Here is a 22,204-nt window from a genome sequence, read left to right as displayed (position 1 = left end):
ATGGGCAGCTGGGCGGGGTTACGATCACGAGAATTTGGGGTCTATCCAGTCGAATTGCACTTCTCGCTCGATAGCCATATCGGTCCCGCTTGGGTAGTGCCGGCGATGTTCAATCGCTCTGGCTGGCTGTCGGTTGCGGAAGTCGAGATGGAAACCGAGTTTGATCGGAGTCGCGCGGTGATCGCTGTCTGCATCAATGACGAAGGCGAGGTCCTGGGCCAGTGGGTCGTCGAAGCGTTGTTTTCGATGCAGTCCTCTTTGCCGCAGGAGGTGGTCGTCGAGCCGCCGGACGACCTAGCCGACGCATTGGATGCGCTCTACTGGGACTTTCTCGGTCGCTGCGATATCGCTCATCTCAAAACACTGGAAGAGGAAGAGCGCCGGATCAGCACAGCGATCGTGCGCTTGGAGCTGCGTCGCCGGCAGGTCTACGAGAAAGTGGAGACTTTCTTGTCCAGCCTCTACGCCCGGCGCCGGCGCGAGCGTGGCAATGATAACCTCTGCAAGTTGATCGACGCAAAGATCGCAGAAGTGGAAACAAAGCAGGCCCAGACCGAGATCTGGTATCGGGGCCGGCTGCAAGAACTTCAAGCTGGACTAGCAACGTTCGAGAGCCAAGTCCTCACAGCCCTTCAGAACCATGGTGAGATGCGTCCCCTCTACACCGTCTACTGGCAGACGCGGCATAGCAAGGTGCGGACCCTTGCCAATGCCGGATTTGATTTACGCTACGGTCTGCCGGCACCACACACTTTGAACGAGCACCTCACAGCCATTCAGGTTGACGTGGCCGCGCAACGGAAGCAGCGGGAGGAACAAAAGAGAGAGGAATTCAACGACTATTACGCTGCTCTGGAAGAGAAGACGCAAATGCATGTCTCACAGGGCGATACTGTGCGCAAAATCGCTGAGGAAATGAGCGCGCTAATTTCTAATACCACCAAACCACGGATCAAGCCGCTGGACATATTGTCAAAAGTCGACATGGCACTCGTTCGGGCAAGGCCTGGGAAACAGGCGGAGGTCGCCGAGATGTCACGACGGTGGCAGATGCTCAACGGCTCTGCTGACGGCGTCACAAAGGGATCGGGTAAGCCTCAACCGACGAGAAAGCCGAAGCCGCAGCTTATTGAGGAGGAAACTGATCCAGACTTGGCGGCAGCTATCCTCCGGCTCGCAGACAACGATTCCTCGACTATAATCAAAAAGGATGGCGCACCTGTCGAGTTGCGCGCCGCCTCTTCTGAGCAAGACGCGGTGGAAGAGCTTTTTCTTCAGGAGTTGCAGCGCGCTTTGGAAGATGACGCAAAGAAGGGACTGAAGCAAGTCGAGGCGACAGGTGGCACGGATGAAGTATGCGATGCTCCGATTGCTGTGTGGCCAGAGGAGACTGTCGCCGTGGCCGAACCTCCATCTCGGTCGGAGAGGAAGACGCTGACCCTGAGCTTGGCTGCTAACAAGCGTTCGCCCAATGTTTCTGACCCCGTGGCACTCGTCGATAGAGGGACGGCGATTATCCAGAATGGGCAGCGACAGGTGGTCGAGGGTGACACAATCCTGCTATGCTTTACAGATGGTGGCGCTGGTCGCTTTGTCCGCTACACGATTCGTGGGCTCGAAAACGATCCGACCAAGGGCGTCATTGGGACGACTGACCCACGCGCCGTATGCCTCATCGGAAAAAACATCGGTGACGCCATTGAGCTGGAGTTGCCGACGGCATGTCGCCAGGCGATCATTGTGAAAATCTGGTAGGACGATAATCGGCAACCTCTTGCCCCGGCGAAGCCAAAAGCTGCACAAGCCATGCAAGTCATCGACGCGAGGAATCGACCGGTCGAAGCAGATCATGTCTCGCTCCTATATTATTCGGAAAGGTGGATGGCGGCAGTTTCGCTATATCGCATGCCGACCGAGCGGTAGATCACGCTGTTGCCATCACAAGCGCGTGGAAAACTTGCTCCGCAAGCGAGTGAGGGGCCAGTTTGTTATGCGCGCGGGTTCCGTCTACAGGCATATACCGATAGACCGGATATGAAGCCATGGCCGGGGCCCAACCGTGCCGGCGCCATCACGCGGAAGACGGAAAGACTGATGTCTAAGAAGATCAAGCTTGAATTGACCTGGATCGGCAAGGACGAGCGGCCGAAGCTCGAGCCGCGGATCGTCATCGAGGACCCGGCCAGAAGCTATCATGCTGCCTTCCGCCGATCAGAGACGGACATCTTCGACAACATGCTGATCAAGGGTGACAACCTGCTCGCTCTTAAGGCACTCGAGAGGCAGTATGAGGGACAGGTCAAATGCATTTATATCGATCCGCCCTATAACACGGGTAGTGCTTTCACGCATTATGACGATGGGCTCGAACACTCCGTCTGGCTTAGCTTGCTGCGTGACAGGCTTGAAATCCTGCAATCGATTTTGGCGAATGACGGCTCAATCTGGATTTCAGCTGATGACAATGAGGCCCATTACCTTAAGGTGTTGTGTGACGAAGTGTTTGGTAGAAGAAATTTCGTTTCCAACGTGGTTTGGCAGAAGAAATATGCGCCATCGAACGACGCTCTGTGGCTAAGTGAAAACCATGATCACATCCTAGTCTACGCCAAAGAAAAAGAAGCCTGGAGGCCTAGGCCTCTCGCCAGAACTGTCGCCCAGGACACACTCTACAAAAATCCGGATAATGACCCTCGCGGGCCGTGGATGAGTGACAACTATACGTGTGCGAAAACAGCCGACGAGCGTCCAAACCTCTACTACGAGATTACAAACCCAAATTCAGGAGAAAAAATCTGGCCGAATCGCTCTCGTGTTTGGGCATTCGAACGATCGAAACATGAAAAAAATGTAGCAGAAAATCGCATATATTGGGGAAAATCTGGAAATAACAGCACTCCTCGACTTAAGAAATATTTGAGCGAACTTAAGAGGAGTGGAACGGTTCCACAGACGATATGGCTATATGACGAGGTTGGACATACCCAGGACGCCAAGCGTGAAGCCAAAGCTTTGATTGCAGCGGATCCGTTTCCAACGCCTAAACCCGAGAAGCTAATATCTCGTATTCTGGAGATCGCGACCAGCGCAGGCGACCTCGTGCTCGACTCCTTCGCCGGTTCCGGCACTACCGGCGCCGTCGCGCACAAAATGGGCCGTCGATGGATCATGGTCGAGCTCGGTGAGCATTGTTACACACATATTCTGCCACGCATGAAGAAAGTCATCGACGGTGATGATAATGGCGGGGTCACTGAGGCTTGCGGCTGGAAGGGCGGCGGAGGCTTCCGTTACTTCAATCTCGCGCCTTCTCTCCTGGAGCAGGACAAATACGGCAACTGGGTGATCAGCAAGGCCTACAATCCCGCCATGCTGGCAGAGGCCATGTGCAAGCACATGGGTTATACGTATGCGCCGAGTCTGCTCGCGGAGGAATACTGGAACCATGGTCTCGCGACTGAAAAATCCTTCATCTACGTCACCACGCAGCAGCTAACCCATGAGGCTTGCCGCAAGATTTCCGAGGATGTCGGGCCAGAGCGGTCGCTCGTCGTCTGCTGCAAGGCCTTTAGTGCCAATCCGGACAGTTTCGAGAACCTGATCCTGGTCAAGATCCCGTCGGCCATCCTCACGCAATGCGAATGGGGGCGTGACGATTATTCCCTGAACATCGCCAAGCTACCGCTGGCGGACGATGACGGCCACGAGGAGCTCGAGTCGGCATCGAAGGAGTTGGCAGCGCCGAAACGCAGGAAGAAGATTGCTGCCAAGGATCGGTTCGCTGATCTGAGCGGACTCGATCTCTTCGATGACCTAGGCACTGATGCTGACAAGAGCGAGGGCTGAGACATGATCCATCCGGAACGCATCCGCCGGCAGATCGCCCAGCGCCTCTCGCTCAGAAAACCGCAAGAGCAGGCCCTGAACATTCTGGCCGAGCTGCTAGAGGTTGTCCCTCTCGGCAAGGAGGAAGATCTAGCCGAAACCCTCCAGACCGTGCAGAAACAATGGCCGAGCGTCGAGGAGTTTGAGCGAGACTTCCCGTCACTCTGCTTCGCGCTCGCCACTGGCGTGGGCAAGACGCGCCTGATGGGCGCCTTCATCAGCTACCTCTACCTGACTGGCCGGTCGAAGAACTTCTTCGTGCTCGCGCCGAACACCACTATTTATGACAAGCTGGTGGCCGACTTCTCACGGCAGTCATCGCCGAAATACGTGTTTCGTGGCATTGCCGAATTTGCTCAGCGTCCGCCCATCATCGTCACCGGCGATACCTGGGAGGAAGGACGCGGCATTCGGGGCTCCGACCTTTTCGGCAATGAAGTCATTATCAACATCTTCAATGTCGATAAGATCAACAAGGATAAGGGCCGTATCCGCACGATGCGGGAATACCTTGGACAAACTTATTTTGACTATCTGGCGGAATTGCCCGACCTCGTGATGTTGATGGACGAAGCGCACCGTTATCGCGCTAATGCAGGCATGAAGGCCATCAGCGAACTGAAGCCAGTTCTCGGTCTCGAGCTAACGGCAACGCCAAAATCCGTGGGGACAAAGTCCAAGGCGTTCAGCAATGTAATCTATCAATACGGTCTGGGCGACGCCATGGCCGACGGCTACGTCAAGGAGCCAGCCGTTGCCACCCGCGTTGACTTCCGCCCCCAGGATTATTCCCAAGACGATCTGGAGATGATCATGCTCGAGGACGGAATTCACTACCACGAGGAAGTGAAGACGCAGCTCGACCTCTACGCCCGTAAAACAAGCCGTAAGCGTGTTCACCCGTTCATCCTTGTCGTGGCCCAGGACACAAGACATGCAAGCCAGATCCGGATGCGGGTCGAAGATGATAAGTTCCTGAAAGGTGCCTACAAGGGCCGCGTGATCGAGATACATTCTAACCTCAAGGGAGAAGAAAGCGACGAGGCCGTGTCACGCCTAGTGAGCCTCGAGAGTGACGACAGGACCGAGATCGTCATTCATGTCAACAAGCTCAAAGAAGGCTGGGACGTAACCAATCTGTATACGATCGTGCCGTTGCGGGCATCAGCGTCCGACATCCTGACAGAACAGACGCTCGGTCGCGGACTACGTCTTCCCTATGGCGAGCGGACGGGCAACGATTTCGTCGACACCTTGACCGTCATTGCGCATGACCGCTTCGATGAAGTTATCCGCAAGGCAAAGGAGTCGGACTCGCTGGTTCAGATGCGTGCCATCACCATCGGGCCGTCTGGCGATGTGAAGCCGGAGACCTCTTATGTCGTCGAGATACCGACCGCGATCGAAGCAATGCTGACCGGCCAACGCAAAGGTATGGATGACGACGGGCAGCCCCTCGTGTTCGACCATCCGGATGATCGTGAGGTCGCGGCAACGGCGATCGATTTCATTACCAAGAAGTATGAGCGCACGCTTGCTGGGGGCGTCCAAGATCTGACCAAGCCGGAGGTGCAGGCGGAACTCGTCGCCGACATCCGCCGAGTGCACCGCGAGCAGGTGCAGGGTCATTTGGAAGGTGTGCTCGTCGAACCAGACTTTCAAAAGATCGTCGGCATTGTCACCGCCAGCATCGCCGAGAACACGATCGAAATTCCGGAAATTGTGGTGATCCCGAGCCGCGAAGTGAACTTCTGGTTTGAGGATTTCGACCTCAGCAATTTGTCGAGCGTGCGGCATCAGCCAATTTCGGATCGTATCCGTATCCGCAATTTGCGAGACCAATCCCAAAGAGAGTTAGCCCGGTCCGTCAGCGCGCCGAAAGAGGCGCGGATCGAGAATTACATCGTCAAACATCTCATCGACATGGATCAGGTCGACTACGACAGCCAAGCGGATCTTCTATACAAGCTTGCTGGCCAGATGGTCTCACATCTGCGGAGTTATCTAGAAACAGAGGACGATGTCGAGAACGTTGCCCTCGCCCATGGCAGAACCCTGGCGCAGGTCATTTTTGAACATATGAAGGCTCACTACCGCGAGACTCCGACGGACTATCGGGCGAAGATAGTCCGCTCGTTCCGAATGCTCCGCTCCCAATCCTATGCCGTCTATTCGACTGCAAAGCGTCTGCCGATCGACCAGGCGGCCAAGCCGCTCTCAGACACCGGCAGCTACGTTTTCTATGGGACCAAAAAGAGCCCCTACCTGCAACACAAGTTCGACTCTGATGCAGAGCGCCGTTTTGCTGCTCTGATAGATCACGAGGCCGAGAAAGACGTTGAGCGGTGGTTGAAACCGGCTGCTGGCCAGTTCCAGATCGAGTATCGCGCCGGCAAGGCATACGAGCCGGACTTCGTCGTGGAAACGCTGACGGAGAAACTGATAGTCGAGGTGAAGTCTGACCGTGATATGCAGGATCCCATCGTGGTCGAGAAGGCACGCGCTGCGGTGAAATGGGTGCAATATGCGACTGACCTCGCCAAGGAGACCGACGGAAAGCCTTGGGGTTACGCCTTGGTGGCGGATAGCGACATCCGAGAGAATGCGAGCTTTGCCGGCTTGATGGCCCGGTCGAGGATGGGTTGAAGAGGCACACAGCGGCCACATTCGGCGTGCCAGCTTGACGAATACTCGCCTGTAGTGATCCCTGTCCCGCAACCCTGATTGCTAGCTAAGAGAACGCCCGCACGACCCCAAAAATCGTGCCCGCGGAGAGGTGGCAGAGTGGTCGAATGCACCGCACTCGAAATGCGGCATACCTGCAAGGGTATCGTGGGTTCAAATCCCACCCTCTCCGCCATCGACGTCTGAGACAGACAAGGCTCCTTAAGGGTTTTGTCCCTGTTTGCTTCCTATAATCAATAACTTGCTCCGATATCAGACGCACGGGCGGCACTCTGTCGACGTCCAGAGCCTATTCGACGCATACACTCTTCTGATCTTCGAGTATTGATCTTGATGATCGATTATTTGATGGACCTAGTGGTAGGTTTTTCGATTAAAAAAGACGTGACTGACAGTCGCGCATTCTCCACGGACATTCGCTGATTTATAGAAGATGACGGTTGCAGCGATGTCGGTGGCAGACATAAAGGTGCGGACGCTACTATCTTGACGGACATGAATGTGTCGCCAGTTTTCGGGACATGATTTCGATCTTGCTGCACTGACGATAAAGGGTGCCGTCTTGCGTTAACATGTGCGGCTCACCTTTAATTGTATGCACGGAAAGATTTTAAGCTTCGCCAGAACATACGGCTCTACCTCGCACTTTTGTGCTTTCGCTAACCAAGTCCAATCGCTCACCATCGTTGATCATCGTCATTGAGACGGGCCTTAGTTACGTCGCGATCCGTTGGACGAGGTATGACGGCTAAACGTGGCGGCGGCCTTTACGCATACTCGCGGACTGAGCGAGAAGCACTTGTGTCAATTATCAAAAAATGTATACATAATTGTGGGGCCTTATATGGCTGGGGTCGTTTTCACCTTGAGGAGTGGTGAAAGCTTGCTCTCCCTAGCGCCCTCCGGATGACGGAGGTTTTATTGACCAAACGGGAGGATTCTAATGATTACCAAGCGCTTATTCATTGTATCGACGATCGTTTCCATGGTTTTAGCCGTGCCGGCCCTGGCTGAAGATACGGTGAAGATCGGCCTTATCCTGCCAATGACGGGCCCATTTGCCTCGACGGGACGGCAGGTTGAAGCGGGCGCTCGTGCATACATGGCACTTCATGGCGATAAGGCAGGCGGCAAGAAGATCGAACTTGTTCTGCGCGATGACGCCGGAACGGCTGATCAGACACGTCGCATCGCGCAGGAACTCGTCGTGAACGACGGTGTCAATATCCTTGCTGGGTTTGGCCTGACGCCGCTTGCCATGTCCGTTGCGCCAGTCCTCAATCAAGCAAAAATCCCTGCGATCATCACGTCGGCAACGACCTCGGCGATCATGAAACAGTCGCCATACTTCGTGCGCACCAGCATGGCTGGCCCGCAGTCGGCGGTTCCTGTTGCAACATGGGCAGTCCAAAACAACTTGAAACGCGTCGTGACGTTGGTTTCCGACTATGGCCCCGGTATCGATATCGAAAAAGGCTTCACGGATCAGTTCAAGAAGGAAGGCGGCGAGATTGTCGAGGCGGTGCGCGTGCCATTGGCCAATCCTGACTTCGCCCCGTTCCTGCAGCGTGTGCGGGATGCAAAGCCCGACGCCGTTTTCGCCTTCGTTCCTTCGGGTGTAGGCTCATCGTTCATGAAGCAATTTGCCGATCGCGGTTTGACTGATGCAGGCATCAAGTTGATCGCAACCGGTGACGTCACGGATGACGATCTCCTTAATGGAATGGGAAAGCCCGCGCTTGGCGTCATCACAGGGCATTTTTACTCTGCCAGCCACGACAGCCCGGAAAATGCGGCCTATGTCGCGCAAGTTCGCAAGGCGAACAAAAACATGCGTCCGAACTTCATGTCTGTCGGCGGCTATGATGCCATGCATCTCGCTTACGCAGCCATAGATAAAACCGGTGGCGATACCGATGGTACCAAGCTGATCGAGGCCATGAAGGGTATGCAATGGATGAGCCCTCGCGGACCCATTACGATCGACCCGGTTACGCACGACATCGTCCAAGATATATATATGCGCGAAGTCAAAGACGTCGGCGGTGAACTCTACAACGTTGAATTTGCTACTTTCCCGAAGGTCCGTGACCCGAATACGCCAGCCCAATAAGCGTCAACGGAAGCCGTAAAAGTAATGCGGCTCGGAAATCGTGAGGGACCATGCTGACAATCCTGTTTGACGGCATTGCTTACGGCATGCTGCTGTTCGTTCTGGCCTGCGGGTTATCGATTACTCTGGGATTGATGAATTTCATCAATCTGGCTCACGGCGCATTTGCCATGGCGGGTGGCTATGTCACAGTTGTGATGATGAACCGCTATGGCATATCCTTCTACTGGTGCCTGCCCGCTGCTTTTCTCGTCACCGCTCTCATAGGGGTTGTGCTGGAACGAACCCTATATCAGCGTCTCTATGCGTCCCCACATCTGGACCAGGTCCTGTTTTCGATCGGGCTGGTCTTCATGTCGATCGCGGCAGTGGATTATCTGATGGGCGGGCAGCAGCAGTTGATCAATCTGCCGCCGGAGCTCAACGGGCGTTTTGAGTTTCTCGGCATCGGCATCGGGCGATACCGGTTGTTCATCATCGCCATTTGCGCTGTGCTTGTTGTAGCCCTGCAACTGGCGCTTACACGTACGCGCATTGGCAGCCAGTTGCGAGCCGCCGTGGACGATGGGCGCGTCGCGCGCGGCCTCGGCATCAATGTTTCCGTCATTTTTGCTTTGACCTTCGCACTTGGTTCAGGCCTCGCAGGACTTGGGGGTGCCTTAGGCACGGAACTTCTCGGGCTCGACCCGAACTTTCCTTTGCAATTCCTGATCTATTTCATGATCGTCGTCACCGTCGGCGGCACCTCATCGATCACGGGCCCCTTCCTTGCAGCAATTCTGCTGGGCGTTGCCGATGTGGCGGGCAAATATTACGTCCCGCAACTCGGTGCCTTCATCATCTACGGCGTCATGATCCTGGTTCTGATCATTAGGCCGCACGGATTGTTTTCGCGAGGAAGTCGATGAGTGGTGACGACAACACGATAACTGCGCGCGCAACCGCACAGATCAAGCGATCGAGCCGATGGCAAATTTGGGAAATTGCCCTTTGGGCTCTGGCGGTGGCGGCAATTTTTGTTCTGCCCTCAAAAATGTTGATCCTGACGGAAATTGCAATCCTTGCACTGTTTGCCATCTCGCTCGATCTGATCCTTGGTTACGCTGGGATCGTTTCACTCGGCCATGCCGCTTTCTTCGGCTTGGGCGCTTACACCGCGGGCCTCTTCGCCAAACATTACATTACGGAGCCGGTTACGGGGCTCGTTGTCGCTGGCATCGTCAGTGGTGCATTCGGACTTGCAACCAGTTTTCTGGTGTTGCGAGGCTCCGACCTGACGCGGCTGATGACCACCTTCGGCGTCGCGATGCTGCTGGGAGAAGTTGTGAACCAGGCCGCCTGGTTGACAGGCGGCGCTGACGGCTTGAGCGGGGTCACGTTCACACCAATCCTCGGTTTTTTCGAGTTCGATCTGTGGGGGCGTACGGGCTACATCTATTGTCTGGTCGTGATTATCGTCTTGACGTATGTGGCTCGCCGGATTGTGAATTCGCCGTTCGGCCTCTCGCTGAAGGCCATCAAACGCAATCCCGTCCGCGCCTCGATGCTGGGCATCTCGCCCACGCGGCGGATCGTCGTCATCTACACGATTGCGGCTGCTTATGCGGGTGTGGCAGGCGCACTTCTGACGCAGACCACGAGCTTCGTTTCTCCGGACGTTCTCGCCTTTCACCGCTCCGCCGACGTGCTTCTGGTTCTCGTTATCGGTGGCGTTGGATATCTCTATGGGGGCATTTTTGGCGCGGTGATCTTTTCGATACTTCGCGACTGGTTATCGATGATCACGCCGCAATACTGGATGTTCTGGGTTGGTCTAATCCTTATTCTGATTGTTCTCATCGGGCGCGAGCGCATCACCCGCTGGCAGATACTCCTACCCGGCTCAAGAGCCCGGATGCGGCGAACCAAGGTCGGCGATGCCACGGAGGATAGCAAATGACTCCAGCCCTCGAAACGCGCAAGCTTTTCAAACGATTCGGCGGCTTTGTCGCAACCAACGACGTATCGCTCCGCGTGTCCCAGGGCGCTCGCCATGCACTGATCGGACCAAACGGAGCCGGCAAGACCACACTGATCAATCTTTTGACGGGGGTATACGTCCCCAATAGCGGTCAAGTTCTCTTGGCTGGAGAGGACATTACCGCCCTTTCCTCGCATTCACGCGTTGGCCGCGGCATGTCGCGGACCTTCCAGATCAATCAGCTGTTTGGTGACCTCACGCCGCTTGACTCGGTCATGCTCGCGATTGCCCAGAGACAAGGCAAAGGACCATCAGCATGGCGCCCGCTGTGGGCAGAGCGGGAAATCGCTGACGAGGCGGCGGTTCTTCTTGAGCGCTTCCGGCTGATCAACGTGATGGCAATTCCCACCAACTTGCTTCCCTATGGCAAGCAACGCCTTTTGGAGATTGCGCTTGCCATTGCAACGCGACCCAAGGTTTTGCTTCTCGACGAGCCCGCCGCCGGTGTTCCCGAGGAAGAGCGGCATGAAGTCCTGGGTATTGTGCGGGAGCTTCCGGGCGATGTGACGGTTATCCTGATCGAACACGATATGGACTTGGTCTTTTCCTTTGCTGATCGCATATCCGTCCTCGCCGCCGGCGCTCTTTTCGCAGAAGGCACAGTCTCGGAGATTTCGAGGGATCCGCACGTCAAATCCATATACCTTGGGGAGGATGCCTGATGTCCCAGTTGCTGAGGATAGAGAACTTGGCTGCTGGCTATAGCGAAGCACGTGTTCTTTCCCGCGTTAGCTTCACACTGGAAGAGGGCCGCTCTCTGGCGTTGCTGGGCCGCAACGGGGCGGGCAAGACCACCCTTCTCAACACCATCATCGGGGTAACAACCCACCATTCCGGCACGATTCATCTCTTGAACCGTGACATAAGCCGCATGCGTGCAGAACATCGCGCGCCACTGGGCATCGGATGGGTGCCGCAGGAACGCAACATCTTCCGCTCACTGACGGTCGAAGAGAACCTCACTGCCAGTGCGCGTCCCGGACAGTGGAACGTAGAACGCATCTACCGCATGTTTCCCCGCCTCCAGGAACGCCGCCGAAATCTCGGCAGCCAGCTTTCAGGGGGCGAACAACAGATGCTTGCACTGGGGAGAGCACTGATGCTCAACCCCAAGCTCCTCTTGCTTGATGAACCGTTGGAGGGACTAGCACCCATCATCGTTGACGAACTCCTGTCTGCATTACGGGGTATCGTCGTCGATGAAGGAATGTCGGCAATCATCGTCGAGCAGAAGGCGCGCAAGGTGCTGCCCCTGACCGACGACGTGATCGTCCTTGAGCGGGGTGGGATCATCTACGCCGACAGTTCAGCCACACTTCTGGCATCGCCCGATACGCTGGATGCACATCTGAGCCTTTGAGCATGACATTGCCGGTTTGGGCGATTTGCGGGCAGTTGCACATTCAATTTGCTGGCGGGTTTTCGCGCCGTTAAGCTGTTACCGCTATTCTGGCTGACGAACGAAAAAGCGACGCCGTGACGTATCATCACGGCGTCGCTTTTCGATTTGATTGCCCTGCCTCCTGTATACAGGATCGCTCCCGGATCAGTCCTTCTTGCTTCGCCAGCTATCGGCGTAGTTTTCACGGGCCTCTCGGGCATAGGGCGTCGGCGATACGCGAACGCGGATTTCTGCCTGCTTATGCGGACGCTCGGTGGAGGTCTTGTGCGAACCGCCGTCAGGCTCACCCCAGATCAGGGTCAAAACATCCCCTTCTTTCACCTCGGCGTCAACGATACCGAGCGAGAGCATGCAGCGTTCATTGTAGGAATAACCGTTGAACATCGACATGCCGACTTGTTTTCCATCATGCATGATCATGTCAGCGCTTGTGGACGCGTAATTGGGCTGCGGAAAATCGATCCACTTGTAGTGATCCTCACCGGGACGGAATGCCGAGGCGATGACATTCACGACGTCCTCAGCATTCCACTCGAAGGTCACCTTCTTGCGATTTTTCTGGCCTCTAAGTTTCTCCAGGGCAGCCTTGCCGATGAAGTCTTCCTTTTTCCAACCGATATAGAAATCGTATCCCAGGTCGAAAGGCGTGACATAATAGTCTTCAATGTTGTCGGAGACGAAGCTGCCGCCGATTGCGCCCGTTGCCTCATAGCTGTCAGCGCCCAGCCATTCCCGATAGGCCGCCAGCATTCCATCACCGGTGTAGATCCCCGGCAGCGGAGACGGAATCCAGCCTGATTCAAGTGTGTTGGTGGAATAGGCGCGGGCACCGCAACGGACTAGGTCGACACCTGCCGCGGCAGCGGCTTCGAAGATGCAGGACTGGATATAACTCTTGTCCTCGTAAGGTCCCCATATTTCCAGACCAGGCGCGCCCGACATGCCGTGACGCAGCGCCTGCACCTTCTTCGATCCGATATTGATCCAGTCGACGTGGAAGAAGTTGATCTCTGGGAGAGGCCCTCGGTTCATCTTCTCAAATATCTTCGGAGCCTCGGGTCCCTGGATTTGATAACGGTAGTGGGTACGCAAGACACGTTCGCCCTCGGGACGTGAAGGAGAGCGCGGATCGTGCTTGATGCGAACATTCCACTTGCCATAGGCGGCGCAGAACATCAGCCAATTGGAGGTCGGTGCGCGACCGACAAGGATGAACTTGTCTTCGCGCTCACGAAAGATGATGTGGTCGCCGATGACGTGACCATTGGGAGTGACCGGTACGAAGTGCTTGGCTCGACTGAGGCTGAAATTCGCGAATGAATTGATGCCGTGATAGGACAGGAATTTTTCGGCATCCGGTCCTTCGACGATGAGTTCATCCATATGATGCGACTGATCGAAAAGCACTGCGGAGTGACGCCATGCGGCCTGCTCTGTCCGCCAGTTGCTGAACTCTGGCGCAACCACGGGGTATACATACATACCCACACGAGAGTTGCGCAATCTTCCAACTACATCAGGATTTTCCTTCAAAATGTCGCTTAGACTGGTGTTCGCCATGATACTTCCTCCCTTGGATATCTCTGCCATGTATACATTGATGCCGTGTCAGGAGGAAGAATGCAAGCCGATTTCTTTTCCTGATTTCGGATTGCAGGTCGGTCATAAGGACGCAAAAGGCGTAATATCGTTGTTGATCCGGCTTTGGAGCGCCTACCGATGGATCAGAGCAAGACCTGGTAGCTGCTGCAACAGTTCTGGCTTCTGATTGAAAATGTATTCAAGATTGTGCCTTGCGGTGCGGGCGTGTTCCCGCGCAATTGCCTCGGCGCGCGCACCTTCACGTGCGGCAATCGCATTGACGATTTGCCGATGCTGCTCCTGCGCCAGCCACAGCGAACGGAGAAAGGCGGCTATATCGGTCTTGTTCGGGATAAAGGCGGAAGGGGAAGCGAAAGGCAACGCGCTTGCGCGCTCAACTTCCCGCAAAATGACGTTGCTCCCGCAAAGACCGGCCAGTTCATGATGGAAAGCTTCATTGAGGTCTGAATAGACATCAAAGTCCACGTCATCCCGGGAAGCTCCAAAGCAATCATCCAGCCGCGCGACGATGTCATTGATGCGCGCGAGACCATCGGGCGCCACTCCCCTCTCGGCCGCCAGCCGTGCCGCCGTGCCTTCCATAACGCCACGCAGTTCGATTGAATCGACCACGTCAGCATAGCCAAACCGGCGAACGGTAAATCCGCCATTGGGCAGTCGATCCAGCAACCCCTCCTCAACCAGTCGCGACAGCGCCTCGCGTACCGGCGTGCGCGAAATGTCGAGCTTCTCTGCCATTGCCACCTCGAAAAGGCGCATGCCACCGGGAAATTCACCGCTGATAATCTTTTCGCGTAACTCGATGACCGCCCGGCGACCATGGGTTTCGACTTCGCTGTTCTTCATGATTCCCTCCAGTTCAGCAGCCACATACTCTCTTACAGACCCCAATCGAAGCCCAGATGAATTTCTCTTCTAATCGCACGGCATTCGTGTATCCACAAGCGCCATAAAAACTCGCGTGATACGAGGGTAATTCCATCAATCATCGTGCCAAATGACCATATATGTATACATTTTCATTGACAGATCGACACATCAGATGTTTCCTCGGGTCGGGAGGACTTGATATTGACGACGCTTTTGCTGATCCCCGGACTGGTTTCCGACACGATGGTCTGGAGCCCCCTGGCACAGGCCGCGACGCAACACATGCCGGTAAAGAATGCTGATGTCACACGGGACAGGTCGATCACTGACATGGCTCGACGCCTTCTTGCAGAGGTGAAGGGAGATCTGATCGCGGTCGGCCACTCTATGGGCGGACGTATCGCCATGGAAATGGCGCATCTCGCACCCGAGCGCGTTCGCGGACTTGTGCTTGCGAATACCGGGCATCATCCCAAGCGGGACGGAGAGGATGACAAGCGCCGACAGATGGTCGAGCTCGCAAACAGCGACATCGATGAGTTTGCCATGCAATGGCTCCCCATGATGCTCGATCCAAGTCGGGTAGATGACCTTGCCCTGGTTTCGAAACTGAAGGAAATGGTCAAGCGGGTCGGCGCACAAGTGCACCAGCGCCAGATACACGCGCTTCTAACCCGGCCCGATGCGGGTGCTTACATGGCCGAAATAGAATGCCCTGTCCTGCTCGTTGCAGCCCGCCAGGACGCCTGGAGCCCTATTGCCCAGCATCAGGAGATTGCTGGCGCGGTTGCAGATACAGAACTCGTCATCATTGAACATGCCGGCCATTTCGCGCCCGTGGAAAGGCCAGAGGACGTCACTGCTGCAATCGAGGATTGGCTCGACCGCAGATTTGGAGGACTGAATGCCTGACGACCGAACGATACCCGAGACGCCGCTTTTCGACCGCGCAGGCTCGATCAAAGGCTACAAGATGAACAAGATGGCGATGGCGCTTGGCCAGCCTGACAACCGCGAAGCATTCAAGACAGATGAGATCGCCTTTCTCGACCGCTTCGGCCTGACTGAGGAGGAGAAGACTGCTGTTTTGGCGCGCGACTGGCACGAGATGGTACGGTTGGGCGGCAATCTTTTCTTCATCCTGAAAATCGCCGCGGTTGATCCAACGCCAATCACACAGATCGGTGCGGCCCAGGCGAGCATGTCGCATGACGATTTCCTCTATGAGAGACTGGGAAAGAAACGCAATGGCTGAAATCATCGGTGGCATCGGAACAAGTCATGTTCCCTCAATCGGCGCAGCACTCGACAAGGGTCTGCGGGACACGCCGGACTGGAAACCGTTTTTTGACGGCTACGAGGTTGGCAAACAGTGGATGCGCGACGCGAAACCTGACATTGCCGTGGTCGTGTTCAACGATCACGGCAATACCTTCTTTCTCGACCGTGTCCCGACCTTCGCCGTCGGAGTTGCCGAAACCTACAATCCAGTTGACGAAGGATGGGGGCCGCGGGCAATCCCGTCCTTCAAGGGCGCCGTCGACTTCTCTTGGCACTTCGTCGACAAATTGGTCGAGCGGCATTTCGATCCTCTGGTTTGTCGGGAAATCGATGTCGACCACGGCCTGCAGGTCCCGATGGAACTGTTCTTTGGTCGTCCGGAGGACTGGCCGGTCAAAATCGTACCGATATGGGTTAATACCATCCAGTATCCGATCCCTACGCCGCAGCGCTGCTGGGAAATGGGTAGGGTATTGCGGGAAGCGATCGAAAGCTGGCAAGGCGACGAACGGGTTGTCATTCTCGGTACCGGCGGATTATCCCATCAGCTTCAGGGTGCGCGCGCAGGCTTCATAAATCAACCTGCAGACCGTGCGTGGCTGGACGGCATTGCCAAAAATCCCGAACACTATCGCACCATGACGCGCGAGAATTACGTCGAGGAATTCGGCTCTGAAGGCGCGGAACTCATCATGTGGCTCGTTATGCGCGCCGCTCTGGATCAAAACGTCAATCTGGTCCACAAACACTATCACGCTCCCGCCTCGATGACGGGTGCGGGCATGGTGGTACTGGAAAACGCAGCATAATGGCGAAATTTTTCCTTATGCGCTGCGTACACCACCCCGGACAAGAGGCGATCCGCGATACTCACCGCCCACATCACCGCGCGTGGGTGCAGACGGGCGGCGAAGGCCTCGTATCGGTACTCATCGGATCGGCCCTGCTGGACGACAGCGGGGTATCAATCGGCAACTTCGGTATTCTCGAAGCCGCAAGTCGCGATGATGCCCAGAATTTTGCTGAAGGCGATCCATTCAATCGGGCCGGCGTGGTGGCCTCAATCGAGCTTACGCTTCTTCCTGACAGTTTTCAGGCAGAGCGCATCACGGATCCGATGACCCCACGGCGCTAGCTTATGCTCACTCGTCGGCTTTTAGCCGCAGAGCGAGAACCCGTGATATGGTTCGGTCCAAATCCATAGCGGGGCCGGGGCCGCAAGCACCCATGCACTCTTGTACCGCGGCGATTTCACCAGCCAACGCGCCGCGCAGACCAAGCGCATTGAGTGTCGTGGCACATTCACGCATCTCGGCGGCGCGGCGACCTCCATGTCGTGTGGTGCGCTCAAACTGATACTCGGCAAATTGCGGCCAGCCCAAGCCCGGATAGGAGGCGGAAAGGGACGAGAGTATTTCCTCGTAACATCCGGAAGCCCTTGCGGCGAGCAAAGCCTCCACGGCAATCGCCTCCAGACCTTTGACAAACAGTGAGCGTACCATCTTGATAGCGGTCGCCGCTCCCGGTTCCTTGCCGGCAATCTCGGCACAAAAGCCGAGAGCGCTCAACTCCGGCAGCAAACGATCCGCCAGTTGTCCGGCAAGAAGAACCGGGGTCTGATGCTTTTTGGGGTGCACCGGAGCCATTACGGCCATATCCAGATAGCCGGCACCCGCCGCTTCCACCGCAGCCGCCGTCTCCTTCTTTCGGCCGGGCGAAACGGAATTAATGTCAATTAGCACCTGACCCTGCCGAAGGTTCGGCAGGAGCGGCTCCACGGCAATCAGGCTTTGGTCGGCCGTGACCGCACTGAAAATCCAATCCGCCTCTCCCAATCCCGAAATGCTCTGGGCGATTTCGGCCCCATTCGCCTGCATGGCTGCGCGCATCTCGTCGTTGTCATGGGCAAGTTGGATATCATAGGTAATGAAGGTCAGATCGTGTCGGGTGAGACCTTCGTGGAAAGCCCGTGCCGCTTCGCCGTATCCGAGAAAACCGATCTTCATGGCACCCTCCCTTATTGAAACACGACTGTTTTGCGCTTGTTGACCAAAACACGATCTTCCAGGTGCCACGTGACCGCCCGGGCCAGAACCCGGCGTTCTATGTCGCGACCCTTTCGCACCAGGCTCTCAGGCGTATCGGCATGGGTCACGGACTCCACGTCTTGACAGATGATCGGACCTTCATCCAGATCACCAGTCACGTAGTGCGCCGTGGCTCCGATCATCTTCACACCACGCTCATGTGCCTGATGATAGGGCTTTGCACCTTTGAATCCGGGCAGAAAGCTGTGGTGAATGTTTATGCAGCGCCCGGAAAGATAGGCCGAGAATTCATCCGATAGCACCTGCATGTAGCGCGCAAGCACGACAAGCTCTGCCCCGCTCACCTCGATGATGTCGCGGATTTTCTCTTCCTGTTGCCGCTTGGTCTCCTTACTGATTGCGAGGTGATGATAGGGAATACCGTCCATCAGAGTCAGGTTCAGCGCCTCGCGTGGATGGTTGCCGACAATTCCGACCACGTCGATATGCAGCTCTCCGATCCGCATCCGATAAAGCAGGTCACCAAGGCAATGATCGAATTTTGAGACCAACAGCAGAACCTTGCGCCTTTTGCCTGCCTCTCGCAGTGTCAGTTCAAGGCCCAGTTTTTCGATGTCATCAGAGATTCCGGCACGAAAATCGGCCACTGCGGTCTCCATGCCAAAGGCGACGCGCATAAAGAACATGCCGGTTTCCGGATCGTCGAACTGCTGCGCTTCGGTGATATCTCCGCCATACCGGGCGATCCTTGCTGCAACTGCAGCCACGATTCCACTGCGATTGTTGCAGCGCAGTGTCAGAATATAATTGGCCATAGATCCTCCTTGTGAGGCTTGGTGCGCGGGCGCGTCACACGAATATGAAACCATCGAAAAGCTTCCGGGCAGTGCGCAGCACGGCGGCATTCGCTACCGTGCCGTCCTTCAACGTGGCGATGACGCTCATCTCGCCGGTCGGGTGCTCGATCGACAGCAGTTTTTCATTCCCATCTGGAACGATCGCCAGGTTTGCAGCAGGCCCTTCGGGCAAAAGGCAGGCCGTGGCAACGCTGACAGCGCCGAGAACGCCGATGGCATCATGGCATTTGTGCGGGATGAAGGTCCGCGTCGAGATAGCGCCGCCAGCATTCGCAGCAGAAACCATGGTCATTTTGGGCACCGATTTCTTGACGACGTCACCGAGGTTCATCATCGGCCCAGCCTTTAAGCGAATTGCCTCGAGTTTCTCGCGCAAAACCGAATTGCCTTCGAGTTCTTCCGGCGTTTCGGTGCCGACGATTCCAAACGCGCTGGCGAGCATGATGACGCAGGGCATACCGTTGTCGATCAACGTGCACTCGACATCTTCGATAAGGTCTTGAGCGTTGCCGGTTGGAAGCAAGGCACCACAACTCGACCCCGCCGTATCTGCAAAGGTAATAGGCACCGGTGCGGATGTGCCAGGGACACCATCGATGCGAGCTTCTCCCGAGTAGTTCACACGTCCGTCTGGTGTTTCCACTTTCGCCGTTGCGATCTGCCCGGTGTTTTCCATGAAGATGCGGACTTCCGTTTGCCCACTGCTGGCCTTAACAAGGCCGCGCTCAATGGCAAACTGACCCACTCCAGCGAGGATATTGCCGCAGTTCTGTCCGTCGCTTACGATGGGTTCATTGATAAAGATTTGCAGAAAGAGATAGTCGATATCCACACCCGGTCGCTCGGAGCGCTTTACGATCGCAACTTTCGATGTGAGCGGATCGGCTCCACCCATGCCGTCGATCTGCCGCGGATCAGGGGACCCAAGCGCTCGCAGCAGAAAACCATCGCGATCTTCAGGAAGATCATCGGCCAGAAAATACCCGCCCTTGGATGTGCCTCCGCGCATCCATATGCAGCGCACTCCGTTCGCTCCTGACGCAACGTCACGGCTTTCGTCAGACATATTTCAGGCCCTTTTCCGCAAGCCGCTCGCGCATCTTGTAGATGTCGAGGCCGAGTTCGCCGGCGGCCATTCTGACGCGCTTGGCTTCTTCCCCTGCCACCCGCTCTTCGGCTTTCTTGGCAACAGATTCCGCCTCGTCACGACGAACAACGCAAACGCCGTCGTCATCGGCAACGATTACGTCACCGGGATAGATCAGCGCACCGGCACAAACCACCGGAACATTCACCGAGCCCAGTGTCTCCTTGACCGTTCCCTGAGCAAAGACGGCTTTTGACCAAACCGGGAAATTCATCGCCTTCAGGTCTAAGATGTCGCGTACACCGGCGTCGATGATCAGACCCCGGCAACCACGGGCTTGAGCGGACGTCGCCAGCAGATCGCCGAAATATCCATCCTCACAGGGACTTGTCGGGGCCAGCACAAAAATATCGCCACTCTTCAACTGCTCGATTGCCACGTGCAGCATCCAGTTATCGCCTGGAGGTGCGGAGATGGTGATTGCACTAGCCGCCAGACGCGCACCAGAGAAGATCGGCCGCATATAGCTGGCCAGCAATCCCTTTCGTCCCTGCGCTTCATGCACGGTGGCCACGCCAGACGTTGCCAGCCGGTCGATCACCGACTGCTCGGCGCGATCAATGTTCTGAACCACCACGCCCATCAGAGTTCATCCACGGTTCTTGGAAAGATCGCCTCAAAGCCTTCAGCGTGTGTTGACTGACGGCCACCGGACTGACCGCCGGAGTTGCGCATGAAGTGGTTCCCGCGGTTCTCTGCAACATTCTTGTAATAGTGCCAGAGATGCTCTTGCCCTTCCATGCACTGGATTGCGGCCCACTTCTTTTCCCAGACGCTGGAAATATCCAGGAAGATGTTTGGCTTCCAGTCCATCTGCTCGGTCTGATGCGGTTCAAACAGATAGAGTTGCGGTGCTCCGAGCACCTTCTCACCGGGGTTATGGCCCCATGCCTGAGCGATCATTCGGGCTTCAAGCGCGATCTGCATCGCGTACATGTGATCGGTGTTGTAAGGGTCCCACTTTGAATGGCTGAGCATGAAGTCTGGCTGGACCTGCCTGATGACATCGACCAGTCGATATTTCGCGTCACGATCGACTTCCAGCGGATAATCGCCGAGATCGAAGAATTGGATGTCGTGAACGTTCAGTTGCTTTGCCGCGTTCTCTGCCTCGATCCGCCGCGCTGTCTTGACCTTATCCAGCGTCATATCCGGTTTTTTCCAAAGCTTTGCGCTTTCTCCCCGCTCACCATAGGAAAGGCAGACAACCGTGACCTCGTAGCCCTTTTCTTGGTGGAGCGCGATCGCTCCGCCGCAACGCCAGACGAAATCTGCTGAGTGTGCGCTGATTACCAAGGCGGTTTTTGCCATGACCTAGTCCTTCCTGCCCACAGGGGGCGTGCCATGTGTGTGAAATGTCTCGATTGTTTTCAAACCCCAGGCCTGGCCCTTCTTGCGCTCAGTCTCCGTCCACGTGACGATTGGCCAATCGGGTCTGAGGATCAGCCGGGCGCCGGCATTGGCAAGTTCCACCCGGTTGCCAGCGGGCTCCCAGACATAGAGGAAGAAGGTGCCCTGGATTGCATGCTTATGCGGCCCGGTTTCGATGTGGACGCCGTTTTCGAGGAAGATGTCGGCGGCGCGTAAAATGTCTTCGCGCTGGTCGACCGCATAGGTGATGTGGTGAAACCGGCCTTTTTCGCCAGTATGATCTTCCGCATAGGCGATATCGTAGCTCTTGTTGTTGACGGTAAACCAGCAGGCACCCAGCCGACCGTTGTCCAACTGGACCTGCTCGGTTACTCGACTGCCAAGCGCGCCCGTCATGAAGTCGCGGACTGCCGACACATCCGCCGCCAGAAGATTAAGGTGATCAATTCGCCGCGGACAAGCTCCCCGACCGTGGTAACGCTGGGAGATGTTTTTCAGCGCAGGACGTTCTTCCAGCGGCGCTTGATAGATGCGGGTTTCATAATAAAGCTCGAAGATATGCCCGTCGGGATCCGCGAAACGATAGGCAGGGCCATGGCCTTCATCACCATCCACCCAGCCAATGCCGCATCCCATCATCTCGATTGCCTTTACTCGCCTCTCAAGCGCTTGAGGCGAAGCAGCACGATACGCAACGTGTCCTATACCTGTCGTGTGATGGCGCACCAGCTTGAGCGAATGAAACTCATAGTCGTCGAAAGCGCGGAGATAGGCACAGCCATCTTCAATCAGACTTGGCGTCAGGCCATAGATGCGCGTGAAAAAATCCAAGCTCTCGTCGAACTTGTCGGTATAAAGTTCGACATGACCGAGATGGGCGACATCATAACAAGCTTCCATCGTGCGGCTCCCCCTGCCCTCTC

At 56.1% G+C, this 22,204-nt stretch carries 20 protein-coding genes and 1 tRNA gene; 13 read left to right on the top strand and 8 right to left on the bottom strand.

The features are described 5' to 3' along the window. The 9 genes from ASF29_RS08755 to ASF29_RS08715 all read left to right on the top strand — a co-directional run bounded on the left by ASF29_RS08755 (position 1) and on the right by ASF29_RS08715 (position 12,063). Complete coding sequence (locus ASF29_RS08755; RefSeq protein WP_062450298.1) at positions 1–1,755, top strand: hypothetical protein; 1,755 nt, start codon at positions 1–3, stop codon at positions 1,753–1,755. Between the two features lie 339 nt (positions 1,756–2,094). Continuing rightward, positions 2,095–3,846 carry a site-specific DNA-methyltransferase gene (locus ASF29_RS08750; RefSeq protein ID WP_062450297.1) on the top strand — a complete coding sequence of 584 codons (1,752 nt, stop codon included), beginning with the start codon at positions 2,095–2,097 and terminating at the stop codon, positions 3,844–3,846. A gap of 3 nt (positions 3,847–3,849) precedes the next feature. Beyond that, entirely contained in the window at positions 3,850–6,531 is a 2,682-nt protein-coding gene (locus ASF29_RS08745) for a DEAD/DEAH box helicase family protein (protein ID WP_062450296.1), read from the top strand. A gap of 124 nt (positions 6,532–6,655) precedes the next feature. Beyond that, positions 6,656–6,745, top strand: a tRNA-Ser gene (locus ASF29_RS08740). A 768-nt stretch (positions 6,746–7,513) separates the two neighbouring features. Beyond that, positions 7,514–8,683 (top strand): ABC transporter substrate-binding protein, encoded by a 1,170-nt coding sequence (locus ASF29_RS08735; RefSeq protein WP_062450295.1) that lies wholly within the window; start codon positions 7,514–7,516, stop codon positions 8,681–8,683. 50 nt (positions 8,684–8,733) lie between these two features. Continuing rightward, entirely contained in the window at positions 8,734–9,591 is an 858-nt protein-coding gene (locus ASF29_RS08730) for a branched-chain amino acid ABC transporter permease (protein ID WP_062450294.1), read from the top strand. Beyond that, positions 9,588–10,622: a branched-chain amino acid ABC transporter permease gene (locus ASF29_RS08725; protein ID WP_062450293.1), complete on the top strand. Its 1,035-nt coding sequence runs from the start codon at positions 9,588–9,590 to the stop codon at positions 10,620–10,622. The genes ASF29_RS08730 and ASF29_RS08725 overlap by 4 nt, the downstream gene beginning before the upstream one ends. Continuing rightward, positions 10,619–11,365: an ABC transporter ATP-binding protein gene (locus tag ASF29_RS08720; protein ID WP_062450292.1), complete on the top strand. Its 747-nt coding sequence runs from the start codon at positions 10,619–10,621 to the stop codon at positions 11,363–11,365. Before ASF29_RS08725 ends, ASF29_RS08720 begins: the two co-directional genes overlap by 4 nt. Beyond that, on the top strand, positions 11,365–12,063 hold the full coding sequence (locus ASF29_RS08715) for an ABC transporter ATP-binding protein (protein ID WP_062450291.1): 699 nt from the start codon (positions 11,365–11,367) through the stop codon (positions 12,061–12,063). The genes ASF29_RS08720 and ASF29_RS08715 overlap by 1 nt, the downstream gene beginning before the upstream one ends. A gap of 186 nt (positions 12,064–12,249) precedes the next feature. Here the strand turns inward: ASF29_RS08715 and ASF29_RS08710 are convergent, their stop codons facing one another. Together ASF29_RS08710 and ASF29_RS08705 are read right to left on the bottom strand one after the other, a co-directional pair. After that, a complete protein-coding gene (locus ASF29_RS08710) occupies positions 12,250–13,665 on the bottom strand; it encodes an aminomethyltransferase family protein (protein WP_062450290.1) in 1,416 nt (471 codons plus the stop codon). Between the two features lie 153 nt (positions 13,666–13,818). Continuing rightward, positions 13,819–14,553 (bottom strand): GntR family transcriptional regulator, encoded by a 735-nt coding sequence (locus ASF29_RS08705; RefSeq protein WP_062450289.1) that lies wholly within the window; start codon positions 14,551–14,553, stop codon positions 13,819–13,821. 225 nt (positions 14,554–14,778) lie between these two features. Here ASF29_RS08705 and ASF29_RS08700 point away from each other — a divergent pair, with 225 nt between their 5' ends. From ASF29_RS08700 to ASF29_RS08685, 4 genes are read left to right on the top strand one after another with little or no spacing between them, the layout of a single operon-like run. Next, positions 14,779–15,489 (top strand): alpha/beta hydrolase, encoded by a 711-nt coding sequence (locus tag ASF29_RS08700; protein WP_062450288.1) that lies wholly within the window; start codon positions 14,779–14,781, stop codon positions 15,487–15,489. Continuing rightward, a complete protein-coding gene (locus tag ASF29_RS08695) occupies positions 15,482–15,832 on the top strand; it encodes an extradiol ring-cleavage dioxygenase (protein WP_062450287.1) in 351 nt (116 codons plus the stop codon). The genes ASF29_RS08700 and ASF29_RS08695 overlap by 8 nt, the downstream gene beginning before the upstream one ends. Beyond that, on the top strand, positions 15,825–16,667 hold the full coding sequence (locus tag ASF29_RS08690; protein ID WP_062450286.1) for a class III extradiol dioxygenase family protein: 843 nt from the start codon (positions 15,825–15,827) through the stop codon (positions 16,665–16,667). The genes ASF29_RS08695 and ASF29_RS08690 overlap by 8 nt, the downstream gene beginning before the upstream one ends. After that, on the top strand, positions 16,667–16,993 hold the full coding sequence (locus tag ASF29_RS08685; protein ID WP_062450285.1) for a YciI family protein: 327 nt from the start codon (positions 16,667–16,669) through the stop codon (positions 16,991–16,993). Before ASF29_RS08690 ends, ASF29_RS08685 begins: the two co-directional genes overlap by 1 nt. A 7-nt stretch (positions 16,994–17,000) precedes the next feature. Here ASF29_RS08685 and ASF29_RS08680 read toward each other — a convergent pair whose 3' ends face one another. Genes ASF29_RS08680 through ASF29_RS08655 form a run of 6 tightly spaced genes read right to left on the bottom strand, consistent with a single transcriptional unit; the run spans position 17,001 to position 22,181 of the window. Next, entirely contained in the window at positions 17,001–17,864 is an 864-nt protein-coding gene (locus ASF29_RS08680; RefSeq protein WP_062450284.1) for an NAD(P)-dependent oxidoreductase, read from the bottom strand. An 11-nt stretch (positions 17,865–17,875) separates the two neighbouring features. After that, a complete protein-coding gene (purU, locus tag ASF29_RS08675; RefSeq protein WP_062450283.1) occupies positions 17,876–18,721 on the bottom strand; it encodes a formyltetrahydrofolate deformylase in 846 nt (281 codons plus the stop codon). Positions 18,722–18,755: 34 nt separating this feature from the next. After that, positions 18,756–19,829, bottom strand: a complete 1,074-nt coding sequence (locus ASF29_RS08670; protein WP_156462578.1) for a 4-oxalomesaconate tautomerase — start codon at positions 19,827–19,829, stop codon at positions 18,756–18,758. After that, positions 19,822–20,493: a 4-carboxy-4-hydroxy-2-oxoadipate aldolase/oxaloacetate decarboxylase gene (locus ASF29_RS08665; RefSeq protein ID WP_200925525.1), complete on the bottom strand. Its 672-nt coding sequence runs from the start codon at positions 20,491–20,493 to the stop codon at positions 19,822–19,824. The genes ASF29_RS08670 and ASF29_RS08665 overlap by 8 nt, the downstream gene beginning before the upstream one ends. After that, positions 20,493–21,221: a PIG-L deacetylase family protein gene (locus ASF29_RS08660; protein WP_062450281.1), complete on the bottom strand. Its 729-nt coding sequence runs from the start codon at positions 21,219–21,221 to the stop codon at positions 20,493–20,495. Before ASF29_RS08660 ends, ASF29_RS08665 begins: the two co-directional genes overlap by 1 nt. Before the next feature lie 3 nt (positions 21,222–21,224). Beyond that, positions 21,225–22,181 (bottom strand): VOC family protein, encoded by a 957-nt coding sequence (locus tag ASF29_RS08655; protein WP_062450280.1) that lies wholly within the window; start codon positions 22,179–22,181, stop codon positions 21,225–21,227. Positions 22,182–22,204 lie beyond the last annotated feature (23 nt).

It is taken from the genome of Rhizobium sp. Leaf262, assembly GCF_001422245.1.
GTDB lineage: Bacteria > Pseudomonadota > Alphaproteobacteria > Rhizobiales > Rhizobiaceae > Agrobacterium.
This window is presented reverse-complemented; position numbering and strand designations above follow the sequence as displayed.

Excerpts from the sequence above, each read along its gene's own strand:
- ASF29_RS08755 (WP_062450298.1), top strand. The coding sequence starts at position 1 with ATGGGCAGCTGGGCGGGGTTACGATCACGAGAATTTGGGGTCTATCCA.
- ASF29_RS08750 (WP_062450297.1), top strand. The coding sequence starts at position 2,095 with ATGTCTAAGAAGATCAAGCTTGAATTGACCTGGATCGGCAAGGACGAG.
- ASF29_RS08745 (WP_062450296.1), top strand. The coding sequence starts at position 3,850 with ATGATCCATCCGGAACGCATCCGCCGGCAGATCGCCCAGCGCCTCTCG.
- ASF29_RS08735 (WP_062450295.1), top strand. The coding sequence starts at position 7,514 with ATGATTACCAAGCGCTTATTCATTGTATCGACGATCGTTTCCATGGTT.
- ASF29_RS08730 (WP_062450294.1), top strand. The coding sequence starts at position 8,734 with ATGCTGACAATCCTGTTTGACGGCATTGCTTACGGCATGCTGCTGTTC.
- ASF29_RS08725 (WP_062450293.1), top strand. The coding sequence starts at position 9,588 with ATGAGTGGTGACGACAACACGATAACTGCGCGCGCAACCGCACAGATC.
- ASF29_RS08720 (WP_062450292.1), top strand. The coding sequence starts at position 10,619 with ATGACTCCAGCCCTCGAAACGCGCAAGCTTTTCAAACGATTCGGCGGC.
- ASF29_RS08715 (WP_062450291.1), top strand. The coding sequence starts at position 11,365 with ATGTCCCAGTTGCTGAGGATAGAGAACTTGGCTGCTGGCTATAGCGAA.
- ASF29_RS08710 (WP_062450290.1), bottom strand. The coding sequence starts at position 13,665 with ATGGCGAACACCAGTCTAAGCGACATTTTGAAGGAAAATCCTGATGTA.
- ASF29_RS08705 (WP_062450289.1), bottom strand. The coding sequence starts at position 14,553 with ATGAAGAACAGCGAAGTCGAAACCCATGGTCGCCGGGCGGTCATCGAG.
- ASF29_RS08695 (WP_062450287.1), top strand. The coding sequence starts at position 15,482 with ATGCCTGACGACCGAACGATACCCGAGACGCCGCTTTTCGACCGCGCA.
- ASF29_RS08690 (WP_062450286.1), top strand. The coding sequence starts at position 15,825 with ATGGCTGAAATCATCGGTGGCATCGGAACAAGTCATGTTCCCTCAATC.
- ASF29_RS08685 (WP_062450285.1), top strand. The coding sequence starts at position 16,667 with ATGGCGAAATTTTTCCTTATGCGCTGCGTACACCACCCCGGACAAGAG.
- ASF29_RS08680 (WP_062450284.1), bottom strand. The coding sequence starts at position 17,864 with ATGAAGATCGGTTTTCTCGGATACGGCGAAGCGGCACGGGCTTTCCAC.
- purU (WP_062450283.1), bottom strand. The coding sequence starts at position 18,721 with ATGGCCAATTATATTCTGACACTGCGCTGCAACAATCGCAGTGGAATC.
- ASF29_RS08670 (WP_156462578.1), bottom strand. The coding sequence starts at position 19,829 with ATGTCTGACGAAAGCCGTGACGTTGCGTCAGGAGCGAACGGAGTGCGC.
- ASF29_RS08665 (WP_200925525.1), bottom strand. The coding sequence starts at position 20,493 with ATGGGCGTGGTGGTTCAGAACATTGATCGCGCCGAGCAGTCGGTGATC.
- ASF29_RS08660 (WP_062450281.1), bottom strand. The coding sequence starts at position 21,221 with ATGGCAAAAACCGCCTTGGTAATCAGCGCACACTCAGCAGATTTCGTC.
- ASF29_RS08655 (WP_062450280.1), bottom strand. The coding sequence starts at position 22,181 with ATGGAAGCTTGTTATGATGTCGCCCATCTCGGTCATGTCGAACTTTAT.